This is a genomic window from Bacteroides stercorirosoris (assembly GCF_900142015.1).
Taxonomy (GTDB): Bacteria; Bacteroidota; Bacteroidia; order Bacteroidales; family Bacteroidaceae; genus Bacteroides; species Bacteroides stercorirosoris.
Window position 1 is genome coordinate 36,963 of sequence record NZ_FQZN01000025.1, and the last position, 21,921, is coordinate 58,883.

At 42.5% G+C, this 21,921-nt stretch carries 33 protein-coding genes; 8 read left to right on the forward strand and 25 right to left on the reverse strand.

Features of this window, described 5'->3' with window-relative positions; all coding sequences use genetic code 11:
* Position 1 precedes the first annotated feature (1 nt).
* From BUC01_RS17760 to BUC01_RS17775, 4 genes are all read right to left on the reverse strand, one after another.
* Entirely contained in the window at positions 2-280 is a 279-nt protein-coding gene (locus BUC01_RS17760) for a hypothetical protein (protein WP_139261883.1), read from the reverse strand.
* Positions 281-365: 85 nt separating this feature from the next.
* Positions 366-506, reverse strand: coding sequence for a hypothetical protein (locus BUC01_RS17765; RefSeq protein WP_243462660.1), 141 nt, complete (start codon positions 504-506; stop codon positions 366-368).
* Positions 507-577: 71 nt separating this feature from the next.
* Complete coding sequence (locus tag BUC01_RS17770) at positions 578-760, reverse strand: hypothetical protein (RefSeq protein WP_025834325.1); 183 nt, start codon at positions 758-760, stop codon at positions 578-580.
* Positions 761-772: 12 nt separating this feature from the next.
* Positions 773-1,102 (reverse strand): hypothetical protein, encoded by a 330-nt coding sequence (locus BUC01_RS17775; protein ID WP_025834324.1) that lies wholly within the window; start codon positions 1,100-1,102, stop codon positions 773-775.
* A gap of 51 nt (positions 1,103-1,153) precedes the next feature.
* Here BUC01_RS17775 and BUC01_RS17780 point away from each other — a divergent pair, with 51 nt between their 5' ends.
* Positions 1,154-1,588, forward strand: a complete 435-nt coding sequence (locus BUC01_RS17780) for a hypothetical protein (protein WP_025834323.1) — start codon at positions 1,154-1,156, stop codon at positions 1,586-1,588.
* A 37-nt stretch (positions 1,589-1,625) separates the two neighbouring features.
* Here the strand turns inward: BUC01_RS17780 and BUC01_RS17785 are convergent, their stop codons facing one another.
* From BUC01_RS17785 to BUC01_RS17800, 4 genes are read right to left on the reverse strand one after another with little or no spacing between them, the layout of a single operon-like run.
* Positions 1,626-1,994: a hypothetical protein gene (locus tag BUC01_RS17785; protein WP_025834321.1), complete on the reverse strand. Its 369-nt coding sequence runs from the start codon at positions 1,992-1,994 to the stop codon at positions 1,626-1,628.
* A gap of 29 nt (positions 1,995-2,023) precedes the next feature.
* Positions 2,024-2,251 carry a hypothetical protein gene (locus BUC01_RS17790; protein ID WP_243462659.1) on the reverse strand — a complete coding sequence of 76 codons (228 nt, stop codon included), beginning with the start codon at positions 2,249-2,251 and terminating at the stop codon, positions 2,024-2,026.
* Positions 2,252-2,282: 31 nt separating this feature from the next.
* Positions 2,283-2,630: a response regulator transcription factor gene (locus BUC01_RS17795; RefSeq protein WP_034524643.1), complete on the reverse strand. Its 348-nt coding sequence runs from the start codon at positions 2,628-2,630 to the stop codon at positions 2,283-2,285.
* Between the two features lie 4 nt (positions 2,631-2,634).
* Positions 2,635-2,904, reverse strand: a complete 270-nt coding sequence (locus BUC01_RS17800; protein ID WP_025834315.1) for a hypothetical protein — start codon at positions 2,902-2,904, stop codon at positions 2,635-2,637.
* Between the two features lie 97 nt (positions 2,905-3,001).
* Here BUC01_RS17800 and BUC01_RS17805 point away from each other — a divergent pair, with 97 nt between their 5' ends.
* Positions 3,002-3,424 (forward strand): hypothetical protein, encoded by a 423-nt coding sequence (locus BUC01_RS17805; protein WP_073314398.1) that lies wholly within the window; start codon positions 3,002-3,004, stop codon positions 3,422-3,424.
* A gap of 262 nt (positions 3,425-3,686) precedes the next feature.
* Here the strand turns inward: BUC01_RS17805 and BUC01_RS25235 are convergent, their stop codons facing one another.
* The 4 genes from BUC01_RS25235 to BUC01_RS17820 form a co-directional block, all read right to left on the reverse strand.
* Entirely contained in the window at positions 3,687-3,842 is a 156-nt protein-coding gene (locus tag BUC01_RS25235; protein ID WP_243462658.1) for a peptidase associated/transthyretin-like domain-containing protein, read from the reverse strand.
* A gap of 112 nt (positions 3,843-3,954) precedes the next feature.
* Positions 3,955-4,500, reverse strand: coding sequence for a 7-carboxy-7-deazaguanine synthase QueE (locus BUC01_RS17810; protein ID WP_025834312.1), 546 nt, complete (start codon positions 4,498-4,500; stop codon positions 3,955-3,957).
* A complete protein-coding gene (gene queD, locus BUC01_RS17815; RefSeq protein ID WP_025834310.1) occupies positions 4,487-4,819 on the reverse strand; it encodes a 6-carboxytetrahydropterin synthase QueD in 333 nt (110 codons plus the stop codon). The genes BUC01_RS17810 and queD overlap by 14 nt, the downstream gene beginning before the upstream one ends.
* A gap of 115 nt (positions 4,820-4,934) precedes the next feature.
* Positions 4,935-5,792 (reverse strand): phosphodiester glycosidase family protein, encoded by an 858-nt coding sequence (locus BUC01_RS17820; protein WP_073314400.1) that lies wholly within the window; start codon positions 5,790-5,792, stop codon positions 4,935-4,937.
* A 166-nt stretch (positions 5,793-5,958) separates the two neighbouring features.
* On the opposite strand from BUC01_RS17820, the gene BUC01_RS17825 reads away from it, so the two are divergent.
* A complete protein-coding gene (locus BUC01_RS17825; RefSeq protein ID WP_073314402.1) occupies positions 5,959-6,318 on the forward strand; it encodes a YbaN family protein in 360 nt (119 codons plus the stop codon).
* 4 nt (positions 6,319-6,322) lie between these two features.
* Here BUC01_RS17825 and BUC01_RS17830 read toward each other — a convergent pair whose 3' ends face one another.
* From BUC01_RS17830 to BUC01_RS17865, 8 genes are all read right to left on the reverse strand, one after another.
* Positions 6,323-6,907 carry a 5'-methylthioadenosine/S-adenosylhomocysteine nucleosidase family protein gene (locus BUC01_RS17830; RefSeq protein WP_025834308.1) on the reverse strand — a complete coding sequence of 195 codons (585 nt, stop codon included), beginning with the start codon at positions 6,905-6,907 and terminating at the stop codon, positions 6,323-6,325.
* 11 nt (positions 6,908-6,918) lie between these two features.
* Entirely contained in the window at positions 6,919-7,206 is a 288-nt protein-coding gene (locus tag BUC01_RS17835) for a winged helix-turn-helix domain-containing protein (RefSeq protein ID WP_009128841.1), read from the reverse strand.
* Positions 7,207-7,233: 27 nt separating this feature from the next.
* Positions 7,234-7,596 carry a hypothetical protein gene (locus BUC01_RS17840; protein WP_244895759.1) on the reverse strand — a complete coding sequence of 121 codons (363 nt, stop codon included), beginning with the start codon at positions 7,594-7,596 and terminating at the stop codon, positions 7,234-7,236.
* Complete coding sequence (locus BUC01_RS17845; RefSeq protein WP_007666111.1) at positions 7,593-8,180, reverse strand: hypothetical protein; 588 nt, start codon at positions 8,178-8,180, stop codon at positions 7,593-7,595. Before BUC01_RS17845 ends, BUC01_RS17840 begins: the two co-directional genes overlap by 4 nt.
* Before the next feature lie 57 nt (positions 8,181-8,237).
* Complete coding sequence (locus tag BUC01_RS17850; protein WP_034524638.1) at positions 8,238-8,732, reverse strand: hypothetical protein; 495 nt, start codon at positions 8,730-8,732, stop codon at positions 8,238-8,240.
* Between the two features lie 124 nt (positions 8,733-8,856).
* On the reverse strand, positions 8,857-9,474 hold the full coding sequence (locus tag BUC01_RS17855; RefSeq protein ID WP_025834301.1) for a hypothetical protein: 618 nt from the start codon (positions 9,472-9,474) through the stop codon (positions 8,857-8,859).
* Between the two features lie 20 nt (positions 9,475-9,494).
* Complete coding sequence (locus tag BUC01_RS17860; protein WP_025834300.1) at positions 9,495-10,097, reverse strand: hypothetical protein; 603 nt, start codon at positions 10,095-10,097, stop codon at positions 9,495-9,497.
* A gap of 26 nt (positions 10,098-10,123) precedes the next feature.
* A complete protein-coding gene (locus tag BUC01_RS17865) occupies positions 10,124-10,507 on the reverse strand; it encodes a DUF2141 domain-containing protein (RefSeq protein WP_025834298.1) in 384 nt (127 codons plus the stop codon).
* Positions 10,508-11,316: 809 nt separating this feature from the next.
* On the opposite strand from BUC01_RS17865, the gene BUC01_RS17870 reads away from it, so the two are divergent.
* From BUC01_RS17870 to BUC01_RS17885, 4 genes are all read left to right on the forward strand, one after another.
* A complete protein-coding gene (locus BUC01_RS17870; protein ID WP_034524711.1) occupies positions 11,317-11,610 on the forward strand; it encodes a hypothetical protein in 294 nt (97 codons plus the stop codon).
* A gap of 8 nt (positions 11,611-11,618) precedes the next feature.
* Positions 11,619-11,909 (forward strand): cell division protein ZapA, encoded by a 291-nt coding sequence (locus BUC01_RS17875; RefSeq protein ID WP_007213043.1) that lies wholly within the window; start codon positions 11,619-11,621, stop codon positions 11,907-11,909.
* 139 nt (positions 11,910-12,048) lie between these two features.
* The gene (rny, locus tag BUC01_RS17880) at positions 12,049-13,584 is read left to right on the forward strand and encodes a ribonuclease Y (RefSeq protein ID WP_025835089.1); all 1,536 of its coding nucleotides are present in this window, start codon (positions 12,049-12,051) and stop codon (positions 13,582-13,584) included.
* A gap of 179 nt (positions 13,585-13,763) precedes the next feature.
* Positions 13,764-14,522: a copper homeostasis protein CutC gene (locus tag BUC01_RS17885; protein WP_025835087.1), complete on the forward strand. Its 759-nt coding sequence runs from the start codon at positions 13,764-13,766 to the stop codon at positions 14,520-14,522.
* A 358-nt stretch (positions 14,523-14,880) separates the two neighbouring features.
* On the opposite strand, the gene BUC01_RS17890 is transcribed toward BUC01_RS17885, so the two are convergent.
* The 4 genes from BUC01_RS17890 to BUC01_RS17905 form a co-directional block, all read right to left on the reverse strand.
* Positions 14,881-17,559 (reverse strand): transglutaminase domain-containing protein, encoded by a 2,679-nt coding sequence (locus BUC01_RS17890; RefSeq protein ID WP_025835085.1) that lies wholly within the window; start codon positions 17,557-17,559, stop codon positions 14,881-14,883.
* A gap of 52 nt (positions 17,560-17,611) precedes the next feature.
* Entirely contained in the window at positions 17,612-18,025 is a 414-nt protein-coding gene (locus BUC01_RS17895; protein WP_025835083.1) for a DUF2141 domain-containing protein, read from the reverse strand.
* A 34-nt stretch (positions 18,026-18,059) separates the two neighbouring features.
* Entirely contained in the window at positions 18,060-20,000 is a 1,941-nt protein-coding gene (locus tag BUC01_RS17900) for a TonB-dependent receptor plug domain-containing protein (protein ID WP_025835082.1), read from the reverse strand.
* A 148-nt stretch (positions 20,001-20,148) separates the two neighbouring features.
* Positions 20,149-21,078, reverse strand: a complete 930-nt coding sequence (locus tag BUC01_RS17905) for a LytTR family DNA-binding domain-containing protein (protein ID WP_025835080.1) — start codon at positions 21,076-21,078, stop codon at positions 20,149-20,151.
* A 239-nt stretch (positions 21,079-21,317) separates the two neighbouring features.
* Between BUC01_RS17905 and BUC01_RS25565 the strand changes: the two genes are divergently transcribed.
* A complete protein-coding gene (locus BUC01_RS25565; RefSeq protein ID WP_175560898.1) occupies positions 21,318-21,458 on the forward strand; it encodes a hypothetical protein in 141 nt (46 codons plus the stop codon).
* Positions 21,459-21,525: 67 nt separating this feature from the next.
* On the opposite strand, the gene BUC01_RS17910 is transcribed toward BUC01_RS25565, so the two are convergent.
* Positions 21,526-21,900 (reverse strand): YccF domain-containing protein, encoded by a 375-nt coding sequence (locus BUC01_RS17910; protein WP_009128853.1) that lies wholly within the window; start codon positions 21,898-21,900, stop codon positions 21,526-21,528.
* Positions 21,901-21,921: the final 21 nt, after the last annotated feature.

Consider the following 21,921-nt stretch of genomic DNA (forward strand, 5'->3'; position numbering starts at 1 on the left):
ACTATCTTCTGAGAATGACAGTACCCTGTTCTTCGATATAGTAGCTGTATATGCCATATAAGTCAAACGCACACAGGCATGAATACACGCATTTCATGAAAAGATCATAGTTCTCCGGACTGACCTTTTCAAGTACCCGGAAAGATTCACCGGGCTGCATATCATACAGCCTGATGAGTACTTTATTATAATATTCCGTCAACCTCTCCACCCCCATCAACTCAATATAAGACGAAATCCAGGATTGACAGTCGTCCGGAAAATATTGAAGCAAATCCATGATCTAAAACATTGGCCGGGTACAAAGGAAAGAGAAGACAAATATGTCATCAAGGACATACATCGTCATTCTATCTCTATCAAATTTAGACCCTCAATTTATTTATCCTGCGAGCATTCCATTCTTTTTCGACATCGGATATGGCTTCCATTATCTTGCCAAAAAGAAGAGCTGGAATTTCATCACAACAAGGATCAATAAAAGATATACAACCTTTTTCATTCATACGATACCGTATTAGAAGTTGTTTACGGTCATCCTTTTGTTTTTTCTTACTCACCATCTTAATGTTTTACGTTAAATGTAAGTTACTTTTTTATTCGTAGTGCCAATTTTAAGCACCTTGTATTCAGTCAATGGAGACGCTTCTTTTTGCAGTTTAGCACATCGTTTATCAGCATCCTTCTTTGTCGTAGGCTGGCACATCGTTTCCACGTGCCAACCTCGAAAATAACGTGCTATAACATATTGCTTTTTCATACATAATTAGATTTACGCAAACCCTAATAGCTTACTGAACTTATCCAGCGTTTCAAATAGCTTATCTTCATTCACTTCACTCAACTCTTTACGAAGACAATATTCTCCATCAGAGCAATCATAAAAATGCTCTCTAACTTCCTTTAGAAAATTCCAGCAATCCATATGTAAAGTCATTGCTTTTTCCTGAATTGCATGAGCATCTTTGATTTCTTGTTCCATACTTGGGAGCAATAACCGAATAAGTTCGTTATATTCTTCCTTGTACAAGTGAATTGAAACGCCATCTGATATATCTATATCTATATTTCGGCTTGATAAATCGTTATTTCTAATTTTCATTTCTTTCTATTCTTAATTTTAATATTAACTTTGTGAAAAATTAAATACTTTATGGATATATCTGAAATAATCAAAATCTATAATATAGAACAAAAGAATGTTTTTACAGGCTTTTGCATACAACTGCCATTAATCTTCACTATACTATATTTATATATTCCACAATTCAACAGTTTAGATATCTATTTGCAAGTTATATTTTCTGCTACGGCTTCCGTTTTATCAATATATTATTCCTATGGAATGTTATGCTTATGTTCTGTATTGGCAAAACATCAATATAAGCTTGAAATTCTAATACTCATATGTCCAATGCTAGCTACATCTTTTTATCTTATACGTTCACCAGAAAGCTATTCACTTGGACACGAATATGCTTTATCAATATTTCTTAGATCTTCTGCTATTATTTATGCTCCTATTGCATTCATCGGTTTTATTATTCGTAAATGTAAAGAGTATGATATAAAGCATAAAGGGGATTAGGTATATTATATTTAAATTCATTTTTTTATAAAATCATTCATACTTCGTCATCGAAATCCTCATTATATAAATTATACCCAGCTAATACAGCTTTCTTCAGCTCTTCCCGAAGATCACAATTTCCTGATCCTGATAAGAGCATACGGTCAGCAATTTCGTATGCACGTTCTTCCAATGTTTTTTCACCCACTTTGGAATACTGGATAACCATACGCGTATTGTATTTCTCACCTTTATAATTTAGAACCTGGCTTAAAACAACTTCAGCAGCATTCATCTGAATGGCTTCTTCAGATAATTTCATAAGAACAAACTGCATCAATTTTAACATCTCCTTACCACCTTCTTCTGCTACGATCTTTAAAAACTTGCAGATTACTTGATCTTCTTCCTTTGTCAATTTCATATTAGTTAGTTTTTATTGTTTCAAACCATCTATTTAATGTTATTCAGCCAATTTAAAGCGCTCTGTAAATTGTCTGTATAATCTGCATTATAAATATATGAAACTTCATCACCTGCTCTATAATCCCGGTCATTGTCAGTTTCACCTAAAACAAACTCCATACTTGGAGTTCCCAGTTTATATACTCCTATACAATAAGTAGTACCTTCATGCTTGCTACTCTTTTTAAGAGCTAAAAGAAAAATCTTTTCTCCCATAATCATTTTAATTATATATTAGACAAATAAGTTAAACTTCCTTCAAGCGAACCGACACCTCTGTTTTTTCTCTGCGCCCTCGACTACGGCAATAGTAATCTCCTGAGATAAAATCGTTGAAAATTATCAAAACGACCAGAGCCACCGCACCAATGGCACGCTTTAAAGGTGATAGTTCAAAGCTGATATTGAAATGTGTGCAGAACCACCATGCAGACAGTTCGTTTATCTTGCCAATATGAAGTTTCTGATATATCTTACGAAGAATATTATCTACTGTATAGCGGGAAATACCAAGATCATCAGCAACTTCTTTTTGGGAAGCACCCCAAGCTATACGCTCCGCAATCTGTACTTCCCGTTCTGATAATGCAGCCATATCATCATATTTTTTGATCTTCAGGAACAATATCCCAAATATCAGTCACTCCATATTTCTGAAGAATATGGGTGATAACTTCATACTTAGACATGGTAATATCCACAATACCATTATTAAGCAAATGCGAGAAATAGGTGTAACGCGTGATGTTTAATGCAGACATCAAATTCTTGCGAACTTCATCTTTCTGAGCTATAGTCACTTGCCGATAGCCTTTTTTAAAGTAATAGCGTTTTTTCGCTATTGCAGGGGTTTCGATTTCTTTGTACATTTGTTTCGTGTGATTTAAAATACAATACAAATATGAATGATATATAGTTTAAAAACAAATAAAATATGAACTATATATCATTCAATTAACCTTTATTATGGATACAGAACAAAAGTCATCAGCTGTTCGAGATAGATTAATTGCTCTCTGTGAGGCATTAGAGCTATCACGCCGTGAATTTTCCATCAGCATAGGTCGTACATCAACCTATGTGACAAGTTTAAATAATGATATAACCTCAGGAGTTTTGAATGATATATTAATCACATATCCTCAAGTCAATATTATGTGGCTTATCACTGGAAAAGGAGAAAAGTTCATAACTCCTGAACCTACAGATGCCCTTTTTCAGCATTTAAAAGAAGAAAATAAAGAATTAAAAATAAGAAATGAAGAATTAAATCGTGAACTTGGACGCCTTGAAGGACAAATTGCTGAGATGAAAAAAATAGTTGCCCATCAGGACATATCTGCTGGATGTGCCGATGCAAGTGGGTCAGGTTTAACGATAACCAAATAAAGTGTCCACGGTATTAAACTTTGTATCAGATACTTTAAATAATAAATAAACATTCAATGTCGGACATATTTCGGACACAGAATAATATTCATTTAACCAAGGTAGAAATAGTAAGATGTTAACAGTCAATAAGCATAAGGAACAGGCACAACGTCGTTGTACTTCGAGCCTCTCCTCCCGTGCAGAAATAAAGAGAGAGAAACGAAATTGGTTTCTCTCTCTTTATTTTTCTATCCTTATATCAACAGAATATCACCTCAAATCAACGTCCTTTTTCATCTGTTTGGGTGAAATTAACACCATCGGTCACCACACCCTTTACGGTAATCTCTTTTTTGACCGGCTGGTCGGTTGCATATCCCTTCACTGCCAGCAAACCCAGCAGGAACATCAGGGACAAAAAACGAATTGATTTCATATTCTCTCTCATTTACAATTTTATTTCGTGGCAAAGTAAACGGTAAAAAAGAAAAGAAAGATATCATTCCTGTTACATTTGCGTAACAGCAATCTAATACGTAACAGTCAATCTAACGAATATCAATCAGCTTATGCGTTTGCAGACTTAACCGCCATTTGGGATGTTGCATCACACATGCCACCGTCTCCGCCGTATTGGCACACGAACAAGGCTGCAAAAAGAAATGTTCGGCAGGAAGCAACTCATATACTCCTATATCCTGTCCTTCGTACACTACCTTCACTTCATCTATACGGGTAATACCCAGCTTCACTCCCTGTTTGGGCGAACAAGTCACCCAATCGATATTCTCCGGCAACGAACGTGTACCGTTTGTTTCGATACACACATACTTGCCAGCCTGATGCAAGCAATCTATAAAAGCCTCATCAATCCAGAGGGAAGGTTCCCCGCCCGTCAGGATAACCGTAACAGCAGGATATTTCCGTATCTCCGCTACGATTTCTTCATCCGACATAAACGTGCCCTCCTCATGCTGTGTATCACAAAATGAACACTTCAGATTACAGCCGGAGAAACGGACAAAGACAGCCGGTGTACCGGTGTGATACCCCTCTCCCTGCAAGCTATAAAAAATCTCATTAATCTTTCTCATATACGGCAACATTGGATTCGGACTCCTGTACCTCGACTTTGAAACAGGTAGGAATTTGCTCACATATCCAGCGGGCTATATTTTCGGCAGTGGGATTGAAAGGAAGAACTTCATTCAGATTCCGGTGGTCGAGCTTCTCTTTCACCGTCTCTTTGATGTGACTGAAATCAACCACCATTCCATCGGCATTGAGTTCCCGAGAACGGCAGTAGACTGTGATAATCCAGTTGTGACCATGCAGATTCTCACATTTGCTGCGATAGGAAAGTTTCAGACTGTGGGCAGCCGATATTTCCATACGTTTAATAACTGTATACATACTCTTATTAATACACTGATTAAGAAAATACTCTGTCTGTTGTCGCACCTGATGTCACCTCGGCACGGCACAAAAGTACAAAAAATAGATGGATTACGGGCGGAATCTTCTGCTTTTATTCGTAAACGCAAAGTGAATTGGCCACTTTACGCTCTCCTTTATTGTCATAGAGATTATTGTCGCAGAGTTTATTCACAACACCATTATCCGGTGCAGACGCACTCCAAAGGGTGGTAGAACCGCCACCATCGAGATTCAAGGCTTTCTCGGCACCCAATACGCGAAGCAGATGTGTCAGTTCGGGGATATTGATGCCCTCTGCCTTACCTGCGAAACGACCGGCTATTGCAATGAGGAAGATACTTCCATCCTTCATCACGGCCACCGCACTACGCGGATGCTTGGTTCTGACAAATGAGCGATCGCAAGCCGAAAGGTCACAATCTTTCCCATCCAGCAGCATCAGCGGACCGGAAGAAAGGATACTGCCCTCTTTCAGATCGCAAGTTTTTTCATTCTGTTTATGCCAGGGGATAATATCCAGTTTCCCTTTACTGATGCGCACAGCACCGGTAGAGACGGTACTGAGTACGCCGGTAGCGGTGGTATCTATCACTACGCCGTCTTTCCTCAGATAACAGACAGATGTTCCCTGCTTGATGTTGAAATAAGAGCCATTGATGGCTGCCACTGCTCCCGAACGACGGGCGGCACTGCTCGTCTCTTCTTTAGGTGAATGAACAAGGATGTCAAAACGATGCTGCTCAGGTTTTATTTCCAGGATAGCGATGTGTTGGGGGACACCATACAAAGAGGTGAATTCCGCTTCACGGAGAAGAATGCCCTTTCCCATAGGAGTGGTATTCCAGTTGGCAGTAACAATTACTAAAGAGTCTGCGGCAGTCTGTGCCAATGCAACAAATGCATTGCAGAGCATCAACAACAATATAAGGGTGGCCTTGTGGAAATTCATGGCTTGACTTTATTGATATACTTCCGCAAACATAAGCATTTAAAACGAATACTGTATTACAAAAGGTTATATTTTTAAGCCCACCGCGAGGAAAGAATTCCGGATATTCTTCCTCACAAAATCATCCGGACTTTTCCCGTAAACAAAAAAAGAGTACTTTTGCGGCATGAAAACTCTCTATATCACGTTTGGTACAATTTCTTTAACTCTCGGCATCCTCGGCATCTTCCTGCCGCTGCTGCCCACCACACCGTTTTTACTACTCACTGCCGCACTATACTTCAAAAGTTCTCCCCGCTTATACACATGGTTACTGAACCAAAAACATCTCGGTCCTTATATTCGCAACTTCCGCGAAAACAAAGCCATTCCTTTACGAGCAAAGATTATCTCCATCTCCTTGATGTGGATTACGATGCTATACTGTGTTTTCTTCATCATTCCCTATCTATGGATGAAGATATTGCTTCTGATTATCGCTGCAGGAGTGACGTATCATATTCTATCGTTCAAGACGCTGAAATAAATTATCATTTAACCACCCCACCAATCTTCTCAAAAAACTCCCCTAACTCCTTGCGTGCATCAGCCAGTTTATCCTCCCAATGCTTCACGGAATTCTGTCCGATGATATCCGTCACATACTTCACCGCAATGAAAGGTACTTTCTTGGCACGGCACACAAATGCCTGCGCAAAAGCTTCCATATCGACAACATCGCCTTTCACATCCGACAACTCCGTCAGGAAAGTATCACCCGTATTACAAACCCCTTCTCCTGTCCAATGCATACAATATCCCTTTTCGGCAAGCAAAGCAGAAGAGTCTATCTCATACTCCACACCCAGATTGGCAAGCTTCTCCATATCACGGTCGATGAAATGACGGCATACCAATATATCACCCACTTGGCGGTCGATGCTTCCTGCCGTGCCGACATTTATCACCAGATCCGGTTGTCCCTGATTTATCACCTCGGTAAGATAATACGTCGACTTCACTTTTCCTACCCCCGTACGGAGATACCCAACGTGTACTTCTTCCTCCCCTATCAATCCGGGAAATTTCAATTCCGTAAACTCGCCCTGAACAGCGTAAGTGACTAAAATTCTCATACAGTATCTTTTTATTTTTTAATAATATACGTTTTCAGTGCCTCCACATATTCCTCAAAGGCGTCCACCCCCTGCGGCGTAATCTTGCAGAGAGTACAAGGCATTTTTCCTTTGAACGTCTTTGTCACCTCCACATAGCCTGCTTTATTGAGCTTGTCAATCTGCACGCTGAGGTTACCGGCCGTTGCCCCTGTTTGTTGGCGGATAAAGACAAAGTCTGCCTCTTCGACGCCAATAAGCAACGACATCACCGCTAAACGCAGCTCAGAGTGGAGCAAAGGGTTCAGTTCTTTAAACATATCATTCGTTTTTCTTTCGTTTACTACTCAACAATGCAAATAGGGACATACCCAACCCATGCTGAAACCGTACTGTTCCGTCACAGCCATATTCTGTATCACGGCATACAGCAGATAGAAACACCCTGCAATCGCCATAAAACATCTGCCGAACTTACCTCTCCAGACAATAACAGCCACCAAAGTCAGTATCATTACTATCTGAAAATAAACAGTATAAGGATACATATCCATAATGAAGGCATGTCCCAGTGTGTAAAATATCAAATCTCCCGCAGCCTCAAACTTAAAGCCTTTCGTCGCCACCGGCATCAAAAGGAACTGCAAAAGTACAAGTAACAAAAAGAACTTCCAAGAGGTCAGGAAATTCTCGAAACGACTTTTTGTCACGCACCGCCTCCTTTCTTCACTTTATAGTTCAGGAAATGTCCCGGAATAACCATCATAAAAATAAAAGCCAAGGCAAAAAGCAATATCTGGTCGAAGCCGTGTATAAAGAGACAACCTAATGACGACAGAGCTCCCAAAGTTCCTCCTATAGTCACTACCTTCATGTTTACAATCAGACCGGTCAATGCCGTACCCATTCCCATTATCAACAGTATGATGAACAAGACAGGCAAACTCCAATAGAAGATGGCCACCCAGGTTATCAGAAAACCACCCAATCCGAACACGGTCCAGACGTACCCTAATATCCGGTCGATATAGGTTCGTGCCATCTTCTGCTTCTTCCGGTTTATCCACAAGGTGGCAGGAAAAGAAATCGCGGGCAACAGGAACCACATCCATTGCCAGTTGTAATTACCGGTTTCTTTCAGGAGAAACCAAATCACCAGAGATATCACCGTACACAAATATCCCCATATCAGAAAAGGCATTCCAGCATTCTCAGCCATCTTGTACTTTGCGTTCTGTATCATGTGAGTGATGAGTTCCAAACTCTCTTTCTCAGTCATATTTTTATTATCCATTACCAACTATTTTATTTATCCGAAATCATACATACAAACGAACATTCATTCCTTATCTTACATTAAATAATAAAACAGGAAGAACAGCAGAAACAATAAACATAGGGTTAATATCAGCAACAGCCTTGTCGTCACAGCATATTGTCTGGCAAGCAACTTTTTCTTTAATAAAAGTACTTCGCCAAATGTCAATACAGCCAACCAGGCATAACCATAAAAAGTCGTGATATGCCAAACATCCTTCGACCCCATGTATACTGCAAAAAACAGGTAATCAGAAATCAACGATATCCCAACGGCAAGCGATGCCACCACAAGGGCTTTTTTCATCAGATTCCCTGTTCTATTTTCAGAAGCCAGACAAATATAAATACCTGCCGCCCAGAAAAGAGGATTCACCGTAAGCATCAACAGTATTCCCAACTGCGGATTATGACTCCAAGGAACCCATAATACGACATTGGAAAGCCAATACATGCACATTATCATCAGTATCGTAACCGTCCACCATAATTGGCTCTTTTGTTTATTTAATCTTGCAACATCCATCATTTCATCTCTACTTTAGAAGTTAATAATCTGTAAGATCGAGCACCTTTACCAGCAAGAAAGCCAGCAACACCATGTTTCCAATGAGAAGACAACCAAGAAATGAGTTCATCGCAGTTCCTCCTAATTATTTATTTGAAACATAGTTTTCTTTCTTCGCAGCAATATTCAGCATGTGCCCGGGAATAATCATTGCAAAGACAGCAGCCACAGCGAAACAAAGTAAAGAAACATAGGTAGGAGCATCTTCTCCCATTGCTGCAAACACCATATACAAGCCTATTGCCAACCCGATTGACGAGAAAAGATAAAAAGCCTTGTAGCGAACAATAATACCTGTAATAATACTCCCCAACGACATAATCAATGTTCCTAACGGCAGGATAAATTCAAACTGTTTCATACAGGTAGCTCCTATTGCCACAGCCATACAGAGTCCACCCAGTATACGCCATATTTCAGTCAGCACCCTATCCGAATAGGCTTTAGCCCGTTTCTGTGATTTATGTTCTAAATATATTCCCAAAGGGATTCCAATAACAGGTATTCCCCAAAAGCCCCACATCCAATGAGGGTCTTTTGTAAAACATAAGCCTGCGTACACAACTAAAGTCGCTATGGTTCCAATATATCCCCACAACAGAAATATATTTCCGCTACCCGCATCTAGATTACGACGTGTATTCTGTATCATCTGAGAGATGAGTTCTAAACTCTCTTGCTCAGTTATTTTTCTATCTTCCATAACTTATTGATTTAATGCAATTATTCTTTTGTGTATCTTCTGTTCAACCGATGCCCGGGAATAATCAGCATAATAATAAAACAAACAGCAAAAGCAGGATACATAAAGTTGAATTCAGGCGGATTTAACAAGATATGCGATATCATAACCACGGATATTGCCAATGAACAACCAGCAGCATTTCTCATCCATGAATCATTTATAATGCTCCCCGTAATATTAACTCCCAATGAACACAGCAGCAGAATAATCGGCAGCAATAATAACATGGAGTCAAAATAGAGAGCGGCTATTATAGAAATACCAATTCCATATTGCCCGATATTGCTCCAGATAGCAAGTAAAACCTTATCCGTGTAAGTCAAAACCGGCTTATCTTCCTTTTTCTTCAACCAGTACATCACCGGAAAACCAATAACCGGTATAGCCAACCAGACCCAATTCCAAAGCGGATTACCAGTTATCAAAATCAGAACATAAACCACAAGCGCAGTTATCGCACAAAGATACCCCCATAGCAAAAGAATATTCACATTCCCCAACCGAAGGTTTTTCTTACTATTCTGTATCATCTGCGTGATAAGCTCCAAACTCTCCTTTTCAGTCATTTTCTTGTCTTCCATAACAGTGTTTCTCTTTATATATAAAATTATTTTTTTGCTTTGTCCTGTAAGGCCTTTACATCTTTCAGCTCTATATCAATCGTTTTTGTTTCAGCCGTCATGTCTAAATCTACAATCGCGCAATTCTCTACTGGCACCCCGTCTTCCCGATCCAGTTGATAATTGCCGTTTTCATCGTGATACACATACAATTTGCATTTTCCTTCGGGCATCTCTTTTAATACAAGAGTTGCCGTATCACCCGTAGCATCCACCATTGCATATTGCCCTTTATCGGCAGCAATCATCACCTTTCCTTTTGCAGAACGAATGTTCTTCACTTTCACTGTCAAGTCGCCCTGTGCTGATGCCGAGACCACACATACGCTTACAACAAACAATGCAACCCATTTAAAACCAATCGTTTTCATAACTGTACACCAATTAAATTTCTACAATAATCATACATTTCGGGTTCGAACTCCGGTGCAAATATAAGTAGTTTATTCTATAAACCAAATTATTCTATAAATTAATTTATAGAAAACAAAAAGAAAGCTTTCGAGAAGGTACGAATACTCCGGAATTAATTCACAAGTGATAAGAAAGGGAGCAAATGATAAGCGATACTATCTTAATTCTCCTCCTCCCCGGAGGAAGAGCACCCGTAGGGGGAGGTGGTAGGCAAAACAATAAAATACCTATTAATAAGAACATTAAGGACTTCTTTTCTCACCTACCACCCCACCCTGCGGGCACCCCTCCTCCAACTGGAGGAGGGGAATTGAAATAGTCCATTTGATTCAAAACCCTAATAGAGACGAATAATTCCACCATTGCAAAAAGCCAACCCCTACGCTGCAAGAAACTAATCCCTACCTTGCAAGAAACTAATCCCGGCACTGCGATGAACTAATATTTTTCTTGCATCTTATTATTCATACTATATATATTATAGTTTCCTACAACAGATGTTGTAAGAAAGAAATATAATTATTGTAGGAAACTTTTATAATTGTTGAATGAATAATAAGATGCAAGAAAAATATTAGTTCATCGCAGTGCTGGGATTAGTTTCTTGTAAGAATAGGAATAGTTTTAAGCATCCGCCAAACAAACCCTTTTCAGTCCGCATAAGTACCGTTTTCATATTATTTCGATACTCAGGCAACATTTTTCCCTGAAAAGTTTTTGTAATCTCCAAGTTAATTGTATTTTTGTGTACAATTTTGGTATAGTAATGACTGACGAAGAAAAGAAGCGATTAAGTACCTTTGAAGCGAGACTGCGTCATTTAGTCTTTTTACATGACGAATTGAGACGCGAAAATGCTGAACTAAAGCAACTTCTAAAAACTAAACAAGAAGAATGCGAGCAGGTACATGCTGAATATGAAGCTTTGGAAGGCGACTATACGAACCTAAAAACAGCAATGACAATCAGCCTTAACGGCAGCGACGTAAAAGAGACGAAACTGCGATTGTCCAAATTAGTGCGTGAAGTCGATAAATGCATCGCTTTGTTGAATGAATAACAAGATGTATGAACGATAAGATAAAGATAAACCTACAGATGGCAGGCTCCACCTATCCCCTCACCATATTGCGTGAAGAGGAAGAAATGGTGAGAGAAGCCGCCAAACAGGTGGATATACGGCTCAATGCGTATCGAGAACATTACCAGAATGTGACTCCTGAGAAGATTATAGCCATGGTGGCCTATCAATTTGCTTTGGAGAACCTGAAAATGAAAAACCGAAACGACACTCGTCCGTATGCCGACAAGATAGAAGAACTGACAGAGGTGTTGGAAACATACTTTAAGGGACTGTAAACGCCCGGAAGACTTTTCAAGAACACCAGAGCCAGCAAAAGATTAAGAAACCCCGCGCACTGTGTAAAAGTGACCTCCAGAAAACGGAGGCGACTTTTCTACAGTGCGCTTTTTATTTATATTTTTAAAACAAATTGAAATGACAGTAACAATACTAGTATCCATTGCCTGTTTCATTATCGGTGGATTTCTGTCGTACATGTTCTTCAAACATGGTTTGAAGTCCAAATATGACAACATTCTGAAGGAAGCCGAAACTGAAGCGGAAGTGATTAAGAAGAATAAGCTGCTCGAAGTAAAGGAAAAGTTCCTGAACAAAAAGGCAGACTTGGAGAAAGAAGTAGCCATCCGCAACCAGAAAATTCAGCAAGCGGAGAACAAGTTGAAACAACGCGAATTGGTGCTGAACCAACGCCAGGAAGAGATACAGCGCAAGAAATCGGAAGCCGAAGCGGTGAAAGAAAACCTGGAAGCCCAATTAGTGATTATTGATAAGAAGAAGGAAGAACTGGACAAACTGCAACAGCAGGAAATCGAAAAACTGGAAACCATTTCCGGGCTCTCCGCCGAAGAAGCTAAAGAGCGTATGGTAGAATCTTTGAAAGAGGAAGCCAAAACGCAGGCACAGTCCTTCATCAACGACATTATGGACGATGCCAAGCTGACTGCAAGCAAGGAAGCCAAACGCATCGTGATACAGTCCATCCAGCGTGTGGCTACGGAAACTGCCATCGAAAACTCAGTTACCGTATTCCATATAGAATCGGATGAAATCAAAGGCCGCATCATCGGTCGCGAAGGTCGTAATATCCGTGCATTGGAAGCAGCTACAGGCGTTGAAATCGTTGTGGATGATACTCCGGAAGCAATCGTTTTGTCAGCCTTCGACCCGGTTCGCCGCGAGATTGCCCGTCTGGCTTTGCACCAGTTGGTGACTGACGGACGTATCCACCCCGCACGCATCGAAGAAGTAGTTTCCAAAGTGCGCAAGCAAGTGGAAGAAGAAATCATTGAAACCGGTAAACGTACCACGATTGACCTCGGTATCCACGGTTTGCATCCTGAATTGATCCGTATTATCGGTAAGATGAAATACCGCTCCTCTTATGGTCAGAACCTGCTGCAGCATGCTCGCGAAACAGCCAACCTCTGCGCTGTGATGGCATCGGAACTGGGACTGAACCCGAAGAAAGCCAAACGTGCCGGATTGCTGCATGACATCGGTAAAGTGCCCGATGAAGAGCCGGAATTGCCGCACGCACTCTATGGTATGAAGCTGGCTGAGAAGTTCAAAGAAAAACCGGACATCTGCAACGCCATTGGTGCTCACCATGACGAAGTGGAAATGACAAGCCTTCTGGCACCTATCGTACAGGTATGTGATGCCATCTCAGGTGCACGTCCGGGAGCACGCCGCGAAATCGTTGAGGCTTACATCAAGCGCCTGAATGATCTGGAGCAGTTGGCAATGTCTTATCCGGGTGTGACAAAGACTTATGCTATCCAAGCAGGTCGTGAGTTGCGCGTAATCGTTGGTGCCGACAAGATTGACGACAAGCAGACAGAAAACCTTTCCGGTGAAATAGCGAAGAAGATACAGGATGAGATGACGTATCCGGGACAGGTGAAAATCACGGTAATCCGTGAGACACGCGCTGTAAGCTATGCGAAGTAAATTGTAAAGTTTGAAATAGATGATAAGAGGCGGGGAATTGATTCTCCGCCTCTTTTATTTCACCACAGAAGACACAGAGTTCACGGAGTTTTTAATATTTTTGCAGAGGTTATCTGTTATTCTTCGCTCAGAATGACAACAGGATAGACATCATTATCATTTCTTGCATTATAAAAGTTATGGAGCAATATCAATTTGAAGTTTGTGCCAACTCCGTAGAGAGTTGCCTTGCCGCCCAGGCAGGGGGAGCAAATCGGGTGGAGTTATGCGCAGGGATACCGGAAGGCGGTATTACCCCATCCTACGGAGACATTGTTATTGCACGCGAAGTATTGAACAATACTCTGCTGCACGTCATTATCCGCCCGCGTGGCGGAGATTTTCTGTATTCTCCCATCGAACAGCGCATCATGCTGAAAGATATCAGTAACGCTCACAGGCTGGGAGCGGACGGATTAGTATTCGGCTGCCTCACTGCCAAAGGTGATATAGACATACCGTTTATGGAGCAACTTATGGAGGCTTCGCAAGGTATGCCCGTCACCTTCCACCGCGCCTTTGATGTATGCCGCAATCCACAGGAAGCACTGGAGCAGATTATTGAATTAGGATGCAGCCGTATCCTTACTTCCGGGCAGCAGTCCACGGCAGAACAAGGCATCCCTTTGCTGAAAGAGTTGCAGCAACAGGCAGCAGGGCGCATCACCTTACTGGCGGGATGCGGAGTGAACGAAAACAACATTGCCCGCATTGCTGCCGAAACAGGAATCCGTGAATATCACTTTTCGGCAAGGGAGAATGTAAAAAGTGCCATGACGCACCACAATGAGGCAGTATCTATGGGAGGAACAGTACATATAGAAGAGTATTGCCACCCTGTGACTACTGCAAGACGGGTTAGAAAAACGATTGAAGTATTAATAAACAAGGCGGATTAGTAGTTGATTTTTGTTCATTTCTGTAGGGATTTGAACAGAGCAGGCATTCATTGCGCAGCTCAAGGCTGAAAGCCTTTTATCTTATAGCCCAGGGCAACGCCCTGGGAATTGAGTAATGTTTATCCCTGCGCCCTGTAAGGGCATAACAGTACACACTGGCTTTTGCCCTTACAGGGCGTAAGATTGTGAGGCCATCCATTATCCAGGGCGTTGCCCTGGGCTATAAGATAAAAGCCTTTCAGGCTTGGGCTGCGCTAAATCATCATTTGACTCATTACTATACAGATTTGAATCAGTTGACAAAAAAAGGGAACAAAGTACAGCGCAGCCCCTTGTTCCCTCGTCAACTCCTTATCCCTTATAATCCTTTCACCGTTTTCATCAACTGCTCGCCCAGCCCGATGGTATATCCTTGCGAAACAAACACCACGCGGTTGAAGGTATCAGCGATAATAAAGATAGGCAAACTATTCTTATTCTTTAATTTCATGACTTCGGCTATCTGTTTGGCGACGCCGTCCGTATCTATACCATATATAATAGTAGAAGGCATACCGGGGAATGATTCTTTAGCAAATCTTCCGGCCTGAGCCTTATCCGGGAAAAGCAACACCATCTTTCGTCCCCATTTCTCCAAATCCGCTTTATACACGGCTATGTCACGTAATGCATGGTTGGTAGGTTCCTGATTGACGCCTAATATGCCGACCACAAAATAGCCACGTCCGCAAGCTTGTAAGAGACTTTGCTTGGAAGAGGATGTTCCCTTATCCGCCATCGGGGTGAAAAGAGACTCGGAATTGAAGTTTCCGATGACTTGCACTTCATCTTTGCTCTCACGCATCACCAGGTCTATTTTCGTTGTCTTTTGCGGCTCGACACTAAAGAAAGTGATATTGGACAGCACTGCACCGCTAGCCAGACGCGTACCGGTGACCAATACATAGTTTCCGGCATCCAGCGCTGCCCCTTCCTTCAACAGACTGCTCCATGTGGTACCGCTGCCCATATCCGCATCGCCTTCTTCATAAGCGAGCAATTGCAAACGTCCCTGCGGAGTGACTTTGGATATAGTGAAATGAGAATAATATTTCGGATTGTCCAATGACTTGGCGGGTTTGTATCCGGCAATGAGTTTACCTCTCTGCGACCGTGTTCCTTCGGACAGCGCTTTTTCAAAGTTCACATCAATAAGACCTGTATCTTCTATCAATTGCACTTTACCAGTCACTTCGTCAATACGTGCAGGCATCCCCATGCTGCGAGCCATAGCTACAAAGAAAATATCACGGCTATGAGCGTCTGCCACGCGTGCTTTCCACACTCCCGCAGGAGAAATGGCCGGGCCACCCAAATTGCAATCTTTCTCCACACGGATATTCTCAGCTACCCACGCTATCAGTTTGGCAGGTTCTTCCAGATAAATCTGCTCTGTTTCCTGAGAAATCACCTTGTCAAAGAAAGTTTTGTATGGAGTCAGCATCTCGTTACTTATGCGCGGATTGCGTACATATTTGCGGAAGTTCACAGCACTTGTGCGCACATGAGACAGCATATTTTCTATCAACACCTCCAAACTAACGTCACGAAGATCTTTTGCCGAAATCTGTTGCAACAGGTCGATGCCGCCTTTTCTGGAATCCTCAGAACGCAGACGGGTAATGAAGTCTGCAATCACTTTATGATTGCCACGGGAAGCAGCCAGAATCTTCGCCACTACATCTGCATCCAGCTTATACTGCTTTGCCAAACGACGGGCAGAATCTTCTGACATGAATGTAGCAACGTAGGCATTGCGAATGGAGTCTTCATGTGCCAGACGGCGATTGTTTTCGGCACGCTGTTCGGCAGTAACGGCAGGCAGGTCGGCACTTTCTGTGGGCGGAACAACATCAAAGTCGATAATACAGTTATCACCGGGAGTTTTATCCAACGCCACGGTCAACTCATTGTCCTTACCAAAAGAGAGTTTGGCGAAACCGAACTTTCCGTCTTTGGATGCCCACACCAGCATGTCTCCTTTTCCGGCTGTCAGGGCACAGGTACCATCAGCATCGGTCTGCTTGGTTGCTACCGTGTAAAATTCCGCATAGTTGTAGAGTTTAAATTCTACCTGTGCACCGGAAACGGGATTTCCTTGTCCATCCGTCACTTTTACTTTGGCTTGTGCCGTAGGTGCATAATTATCAATCACATTGATTTCCGTATAGTTGGGGGTGACAGACATCACTTCTTCTTTTCCTTCATAACGTCCGAACACCTTTGTGTGCATCAACATGCCGCGACTGGCAGGGGCATTGAACCAGCCAAGGTTCAAAACCGGTTCCGGCTCACAGGCACCCAGGAAATACCATTTGCCATCCGCCCAAGCTTCCACCCAGGCATGGTTATCATCGGTATGCGCCCAACGCGGCGTATAAACCTGCCGTGCCGGAATACCTACCGAACGGAGGGCGGCTACCAGAAGCGTGGATTCTTCTCCACAACGACCGTAAGCAGTACGCACAGTTGCCAACGGCGAACTGGTACGGGCGTCGGAGGGCATATAGACTGCTTTCTCATGACACCAATGATTTACTTCCAGTATGGCATCATATAGGGAAAGAGACTTCACACGGTCTTTCAGCTCATCGTAGAATACAACCCGGGCACTATCCAGATGCTCATTGTTCACCCGTGCCGGAAGCACGAAGTGACGGAATAAATCTTCGGGAATAGTCTTTCCCCAAGGCATTTCCTCCGCCGTGCGCCGGGAAGTGCGGATATTCATCAGATGGAACTGTCCGGGATAGTCCGTGATATCTGCCAACGGCATATAGGCATAGAGAAACTCCAGAGCTTCCCGCTCATAGGTGGTCAGCGACTCATCGTCCAATATGGTAAACAGTTCTCCTTGCGATAGCATCGTCTGCTTTTGCTGCAAGTCCTGTTCCACACGGGAACGGTAGGATTCATCAGTTATGAAATGGGATTTTCCACAGGAAGCAAGCAGGCAAAGCAGCCAGCATATTCCGAAAAGATGTGTAGCTCGTCTCATAATACTTATATATTAAGGTGTGAGCTACAAAGTTAAAGAATTATCCGGAAACTCACTTTAAATTTACCACTAAAGTAGTGTCTGCGGAAAACGTGAAACTGCATTTCTCGTAAGACGGCGGGCCCATGACTCCTTCGGCATCGTTACTAAAACCAAATTTTTCGGTAGGTATGCCGAAAGCGACAGTATCCAGTTTACCGTTCCCGTTCTCATCCTGATACATGGAGAAAGCGTAGGTGCCTGTGGGGAGGCCCTTGCAAGGAACGGACATCACTTTATCTTTTACCTCGACCACAAACCCGGCAAGCGGTTTCTTCATGAATGTTTCCGGGGAATTGTAAATGGCAACGTAGAGTTTCCCGGTTACTTTCTCAATACCACGTACTTCCAGAGTAAGATTCTGTGCAGACAGACTTTGAGCAACAAATGCCAAAACGCAAACAAAACTAATAATAAATGCTTTCATGTTCATTGTTTTTTAAAGAGTTAATTTATTGAATTTAGAAATTAGATACATCATAAGCCGCTTTCTTGCCTATCGTGATAAATACACCGATGTAGAAGAAATGGTCACTCGAAGCCAATATCGCCTTATTATCCACCTTACCGAATTCATTTTTCCGGCAAAGGATATTCGTGGCAGAGGCGTGGATGATAACTTTTTTGCTCGGTAAGAAAGTCAGTCCCAGATCAAGGCTGTTATAAGGCTTCACTTCATCGTTCATTAGCCCCGGCAAACCGGGATTATGGTAAGGACGGCCGCTACTGAAACGGTTTGTCAGTCCGACAATCGTCCCTATGCGGGGAATGGAGTATTTCAGAACTACAGATGCGTTATGACGGGTGGCATATTGGGGAGTAGTCAGTTCCGTGTACTCCTGAAACTTTCTTTTGGAGATATTATAGGTATAAGAAAGCTGGTATTCCAGATTCTTCACCAGCACACGGTCATTGAAAAACAAATCGAACCCCTTGCTATGACCGTATCCATTGGAAGTTACCATCTCTGCCATATTCATGTTTCCCTTCTCTATCAATGCCAGGTGGTCGTATTTCTTATAATAAACTTCCGCTTTATAAAAACACCCTTCACTCCCGAATTGGGCACCTAAGTTATACTGGATGCACGCCTCCGATTTCAGATTCTTACTTTGAGCCAATAATCTATTTATCGGCAATTGCGTATACCTCCCTGCCGTAGCAGAAAACACCACATCACCCAAATAGTAATTGACGGACAAGCGGGGTGAGAAATTCATCCGCCGGTTCAATGAAGTATATTCCGTCCGGAAAGAAAGTTCCGCTTTCAGTTGCTCTATGGGATAGTAGGTGACAGAAAGGAAAGCTGCGCTGACGGTAGGACTCATCTCATTGCGGCTATCCATTGTACTTGCTTCTTGTATCTGATATTGATAATGGTTTTCGTATCGGCGAATAAAACTCTCCAAGCCCATATCCAGACGGAAAGCCGGAGTAAGGCGCTTGAAAACTTTCGTCTTTATGTGAAGCTCTTGCTGGCGTTCCATCCAGTCGTCACCGGAAAGCGATACATTCCCTATTTTCTGTTCAAAGAAACCGTATGCCGCTCCGGCAAACCAATTCCAGCCTTTAGGAGTTCTTTTGCGAAAAGTAGCATTGACATAGAAATTATTCTCCCCCAAATCAAACAGTCTCCGTTCCTGCCCTTCATAATTGGAAAAGTCCGTCCGGTCATAACCGAAGTAGATTTTAAAAAGTGTCGTATCGTCCGGATGATAACGGAATTGCGCCGAACCTGTCATCAGGCGGTAAGGATCTTCAAAGTCCATTCGCCCCGAATAAATGTGGTCATATACACACAAATCCTGATAATCCAGATTCACGGAAAGGGAACCTTTATCGAAAGCCCGTGTGCCTCCGCCGCCGAAACCTACCGTAGAAGCGTTGATGCCCAACTTATTCACCGGACTTTTATCCTTCGTCTCCAAAGGTAACACAGCCGAAAGCGCTTCTCCATATTCCAAAGGAGCACCGCCCGATTCCAGATTGACCCCACTGAACATAAAAGTGGAATAACGGCCGCGCGCAGGTGAATTTATTCCCGTAGCAGTATAAGGATTCAGGACATGCATGCCGTCAATGTAAGTTTGCGCTTCGTCACTACTTCCGCCACGCACCAGCAATCTGCCGCTTTCACCTTGTATTTGTGTACCGGGTAACGTCTGCAATGCATGATACAAATCTCCGTTCGCACCTCCCACCGTCACCAGTTCCACAGGATGCATGTCGCTCCAACGGCTGTTAGCCACCGGTGTTCTTTTCCCTTTAACCACCACTTCTTTCAAATCTACACTATCATTGTATATTTGCAGAAAGACAGTATCCATCACCACCGTTTGTGCTTCCAAATGCTGTGTCATCAGCAATGCACCCATACCTAAAAGTAAAATCAATCTTTTCATTTATCTATGTTCTTTACGATTTCCGTCAGCAAACATAGACCAAGATTCCGGGGCAAAAAAATATCCGGGACAAACAGCCCGGATATGTGACAAACAGCATTCCATCTGTGACGAATGGCTGTTTCTATCTCTTTTCTGTGACGAATGACTACCCTTCCGAAGTATCTTCTATCAACGTTTTTACCTCTTTGGAGTAAGCTCTGGAAACAGGAACTTCATCCTTACACCCATCCAAACGTAAGCGGTACCCCTGCGAGTTTCCATCCACTTTCACCACCGTACTTACATTCACCAGAAACGCCCGGTGGCAACGGACGATAAACGGACAAGCCTCCACCGCTTCTTCTGCCTGTTTCATCGTAGCGCGCAGCAACCTCTGCTGTATTTTGTTCTCAACACGATAGATAATGCGCACATAGTTTCCCTCCGCTTCCACATACAACAGCGCATCGGCGGGTATCTCCAACATCTCTTTCGTTCCACCGGAAAAGACCAGATGCGCAGGTTTCTCCGTCACCGGACAGCAAACATCATCTTCCTCCTCAGCTTCCGCTTCTCTCTTTTCTTTCCGAAGGCTTATCTTTTTAGAAAGGGCGAAGTTTATCTCCGTAGCTTCTTTCAGGTTGCGAGTCAGTTGCAGATTACGGTTCCACATCAAGAAAAACGCAATAGGGAAAGGAGCAAGAATTCCTACCCAGATTACACTGATCAGGAAACCTCTCCAACTCAAAAGATTCCCTCCGAACCAACAGGCCGTATAAAACCAGTTACCTATCGCAATCAGTAGACAGGCCCCCAACGTTCCCAGCAGTTCTTTCCCTAATGTCCAGTGCTGCTCATCATAGTATCGGGGAAGTGCAGCCGGAAGCATATACACAAATACGCTCAACGCCATTGAGGAAACGATGCTATATCCCAATACTATCCAAAACTTATGGCTCTCCATCATAGAGATGCCGAAAGGCTGCAACAGAAAAAGAATAGTGAATACGATAAAAGAGGGGATTACCACCGCTTTCCATCGCTTCACCAATACCGGATAAGGGCTATGTAAAAGTGTCAACAACTTATTTATCATCGTAGATTCCTGTTTATAACTTCCATTTCATATAAGATATTACAAAGGTATGCAATATATTTGTAATATACAGATGGCAAAACCATGCTTTTTAAGAGATAACTGAAGAAAAAGTGCACATTTTTATGTTATAGAACATATTTCTCGTGAACATTTCGTATCTTTGCAGCGTTAATAAGATAAAGAAAAAGATGTAAAACCCGCTTTCCGAAATGCGGAAGGCACAAAACAAGACGATTATGAAAAAGAATGCAAATGAAATCTTTATGTTACAGTACCGTATTAAACGCTATCAAGCAATGGGAAACGGTGCAATGTGCCAGGCTTTGAATGGCAAACTTCAGAAACTGCTTGCAAAGCAAGCTAACATTACCATGTAAACAACACCTTTAAATAAAATGAAAGAGGGCGGAGAACTGAAAGGTTCTTTGCCCTTTTCTTTTCTGTTTAATCTGCAACGATATCTTTTCCAAAAGGAGTCAACGCCAATGCCGCCAGTTTGAAGTGCTGCAAACCAAAGGGAATACCAATGATAGTAATGCACAAGATCACTCCAAACACCAAGTGTGAAAGGCAAATCCAGATGCCACCCAGAAATATCCACAGCACATTCATCAATACGTAGAGGCATCCGCCCGAACGCTCTCCGCTCCGCACCGTTTTTCCGAAGGGCCACAGCGCAAGCGTGGCAAGTTTCAACGTTTGCATGCCAAACGGAATGCCGATGATGGTAATCATCATCAGCAAACTGGCAACAAGATATTCAATAGCTGTAAGGATGCCTCCGAATATCAGCCACAAAAAGTTCATAAAACAACCCATAGTTTCGCGTTTTTATATTCT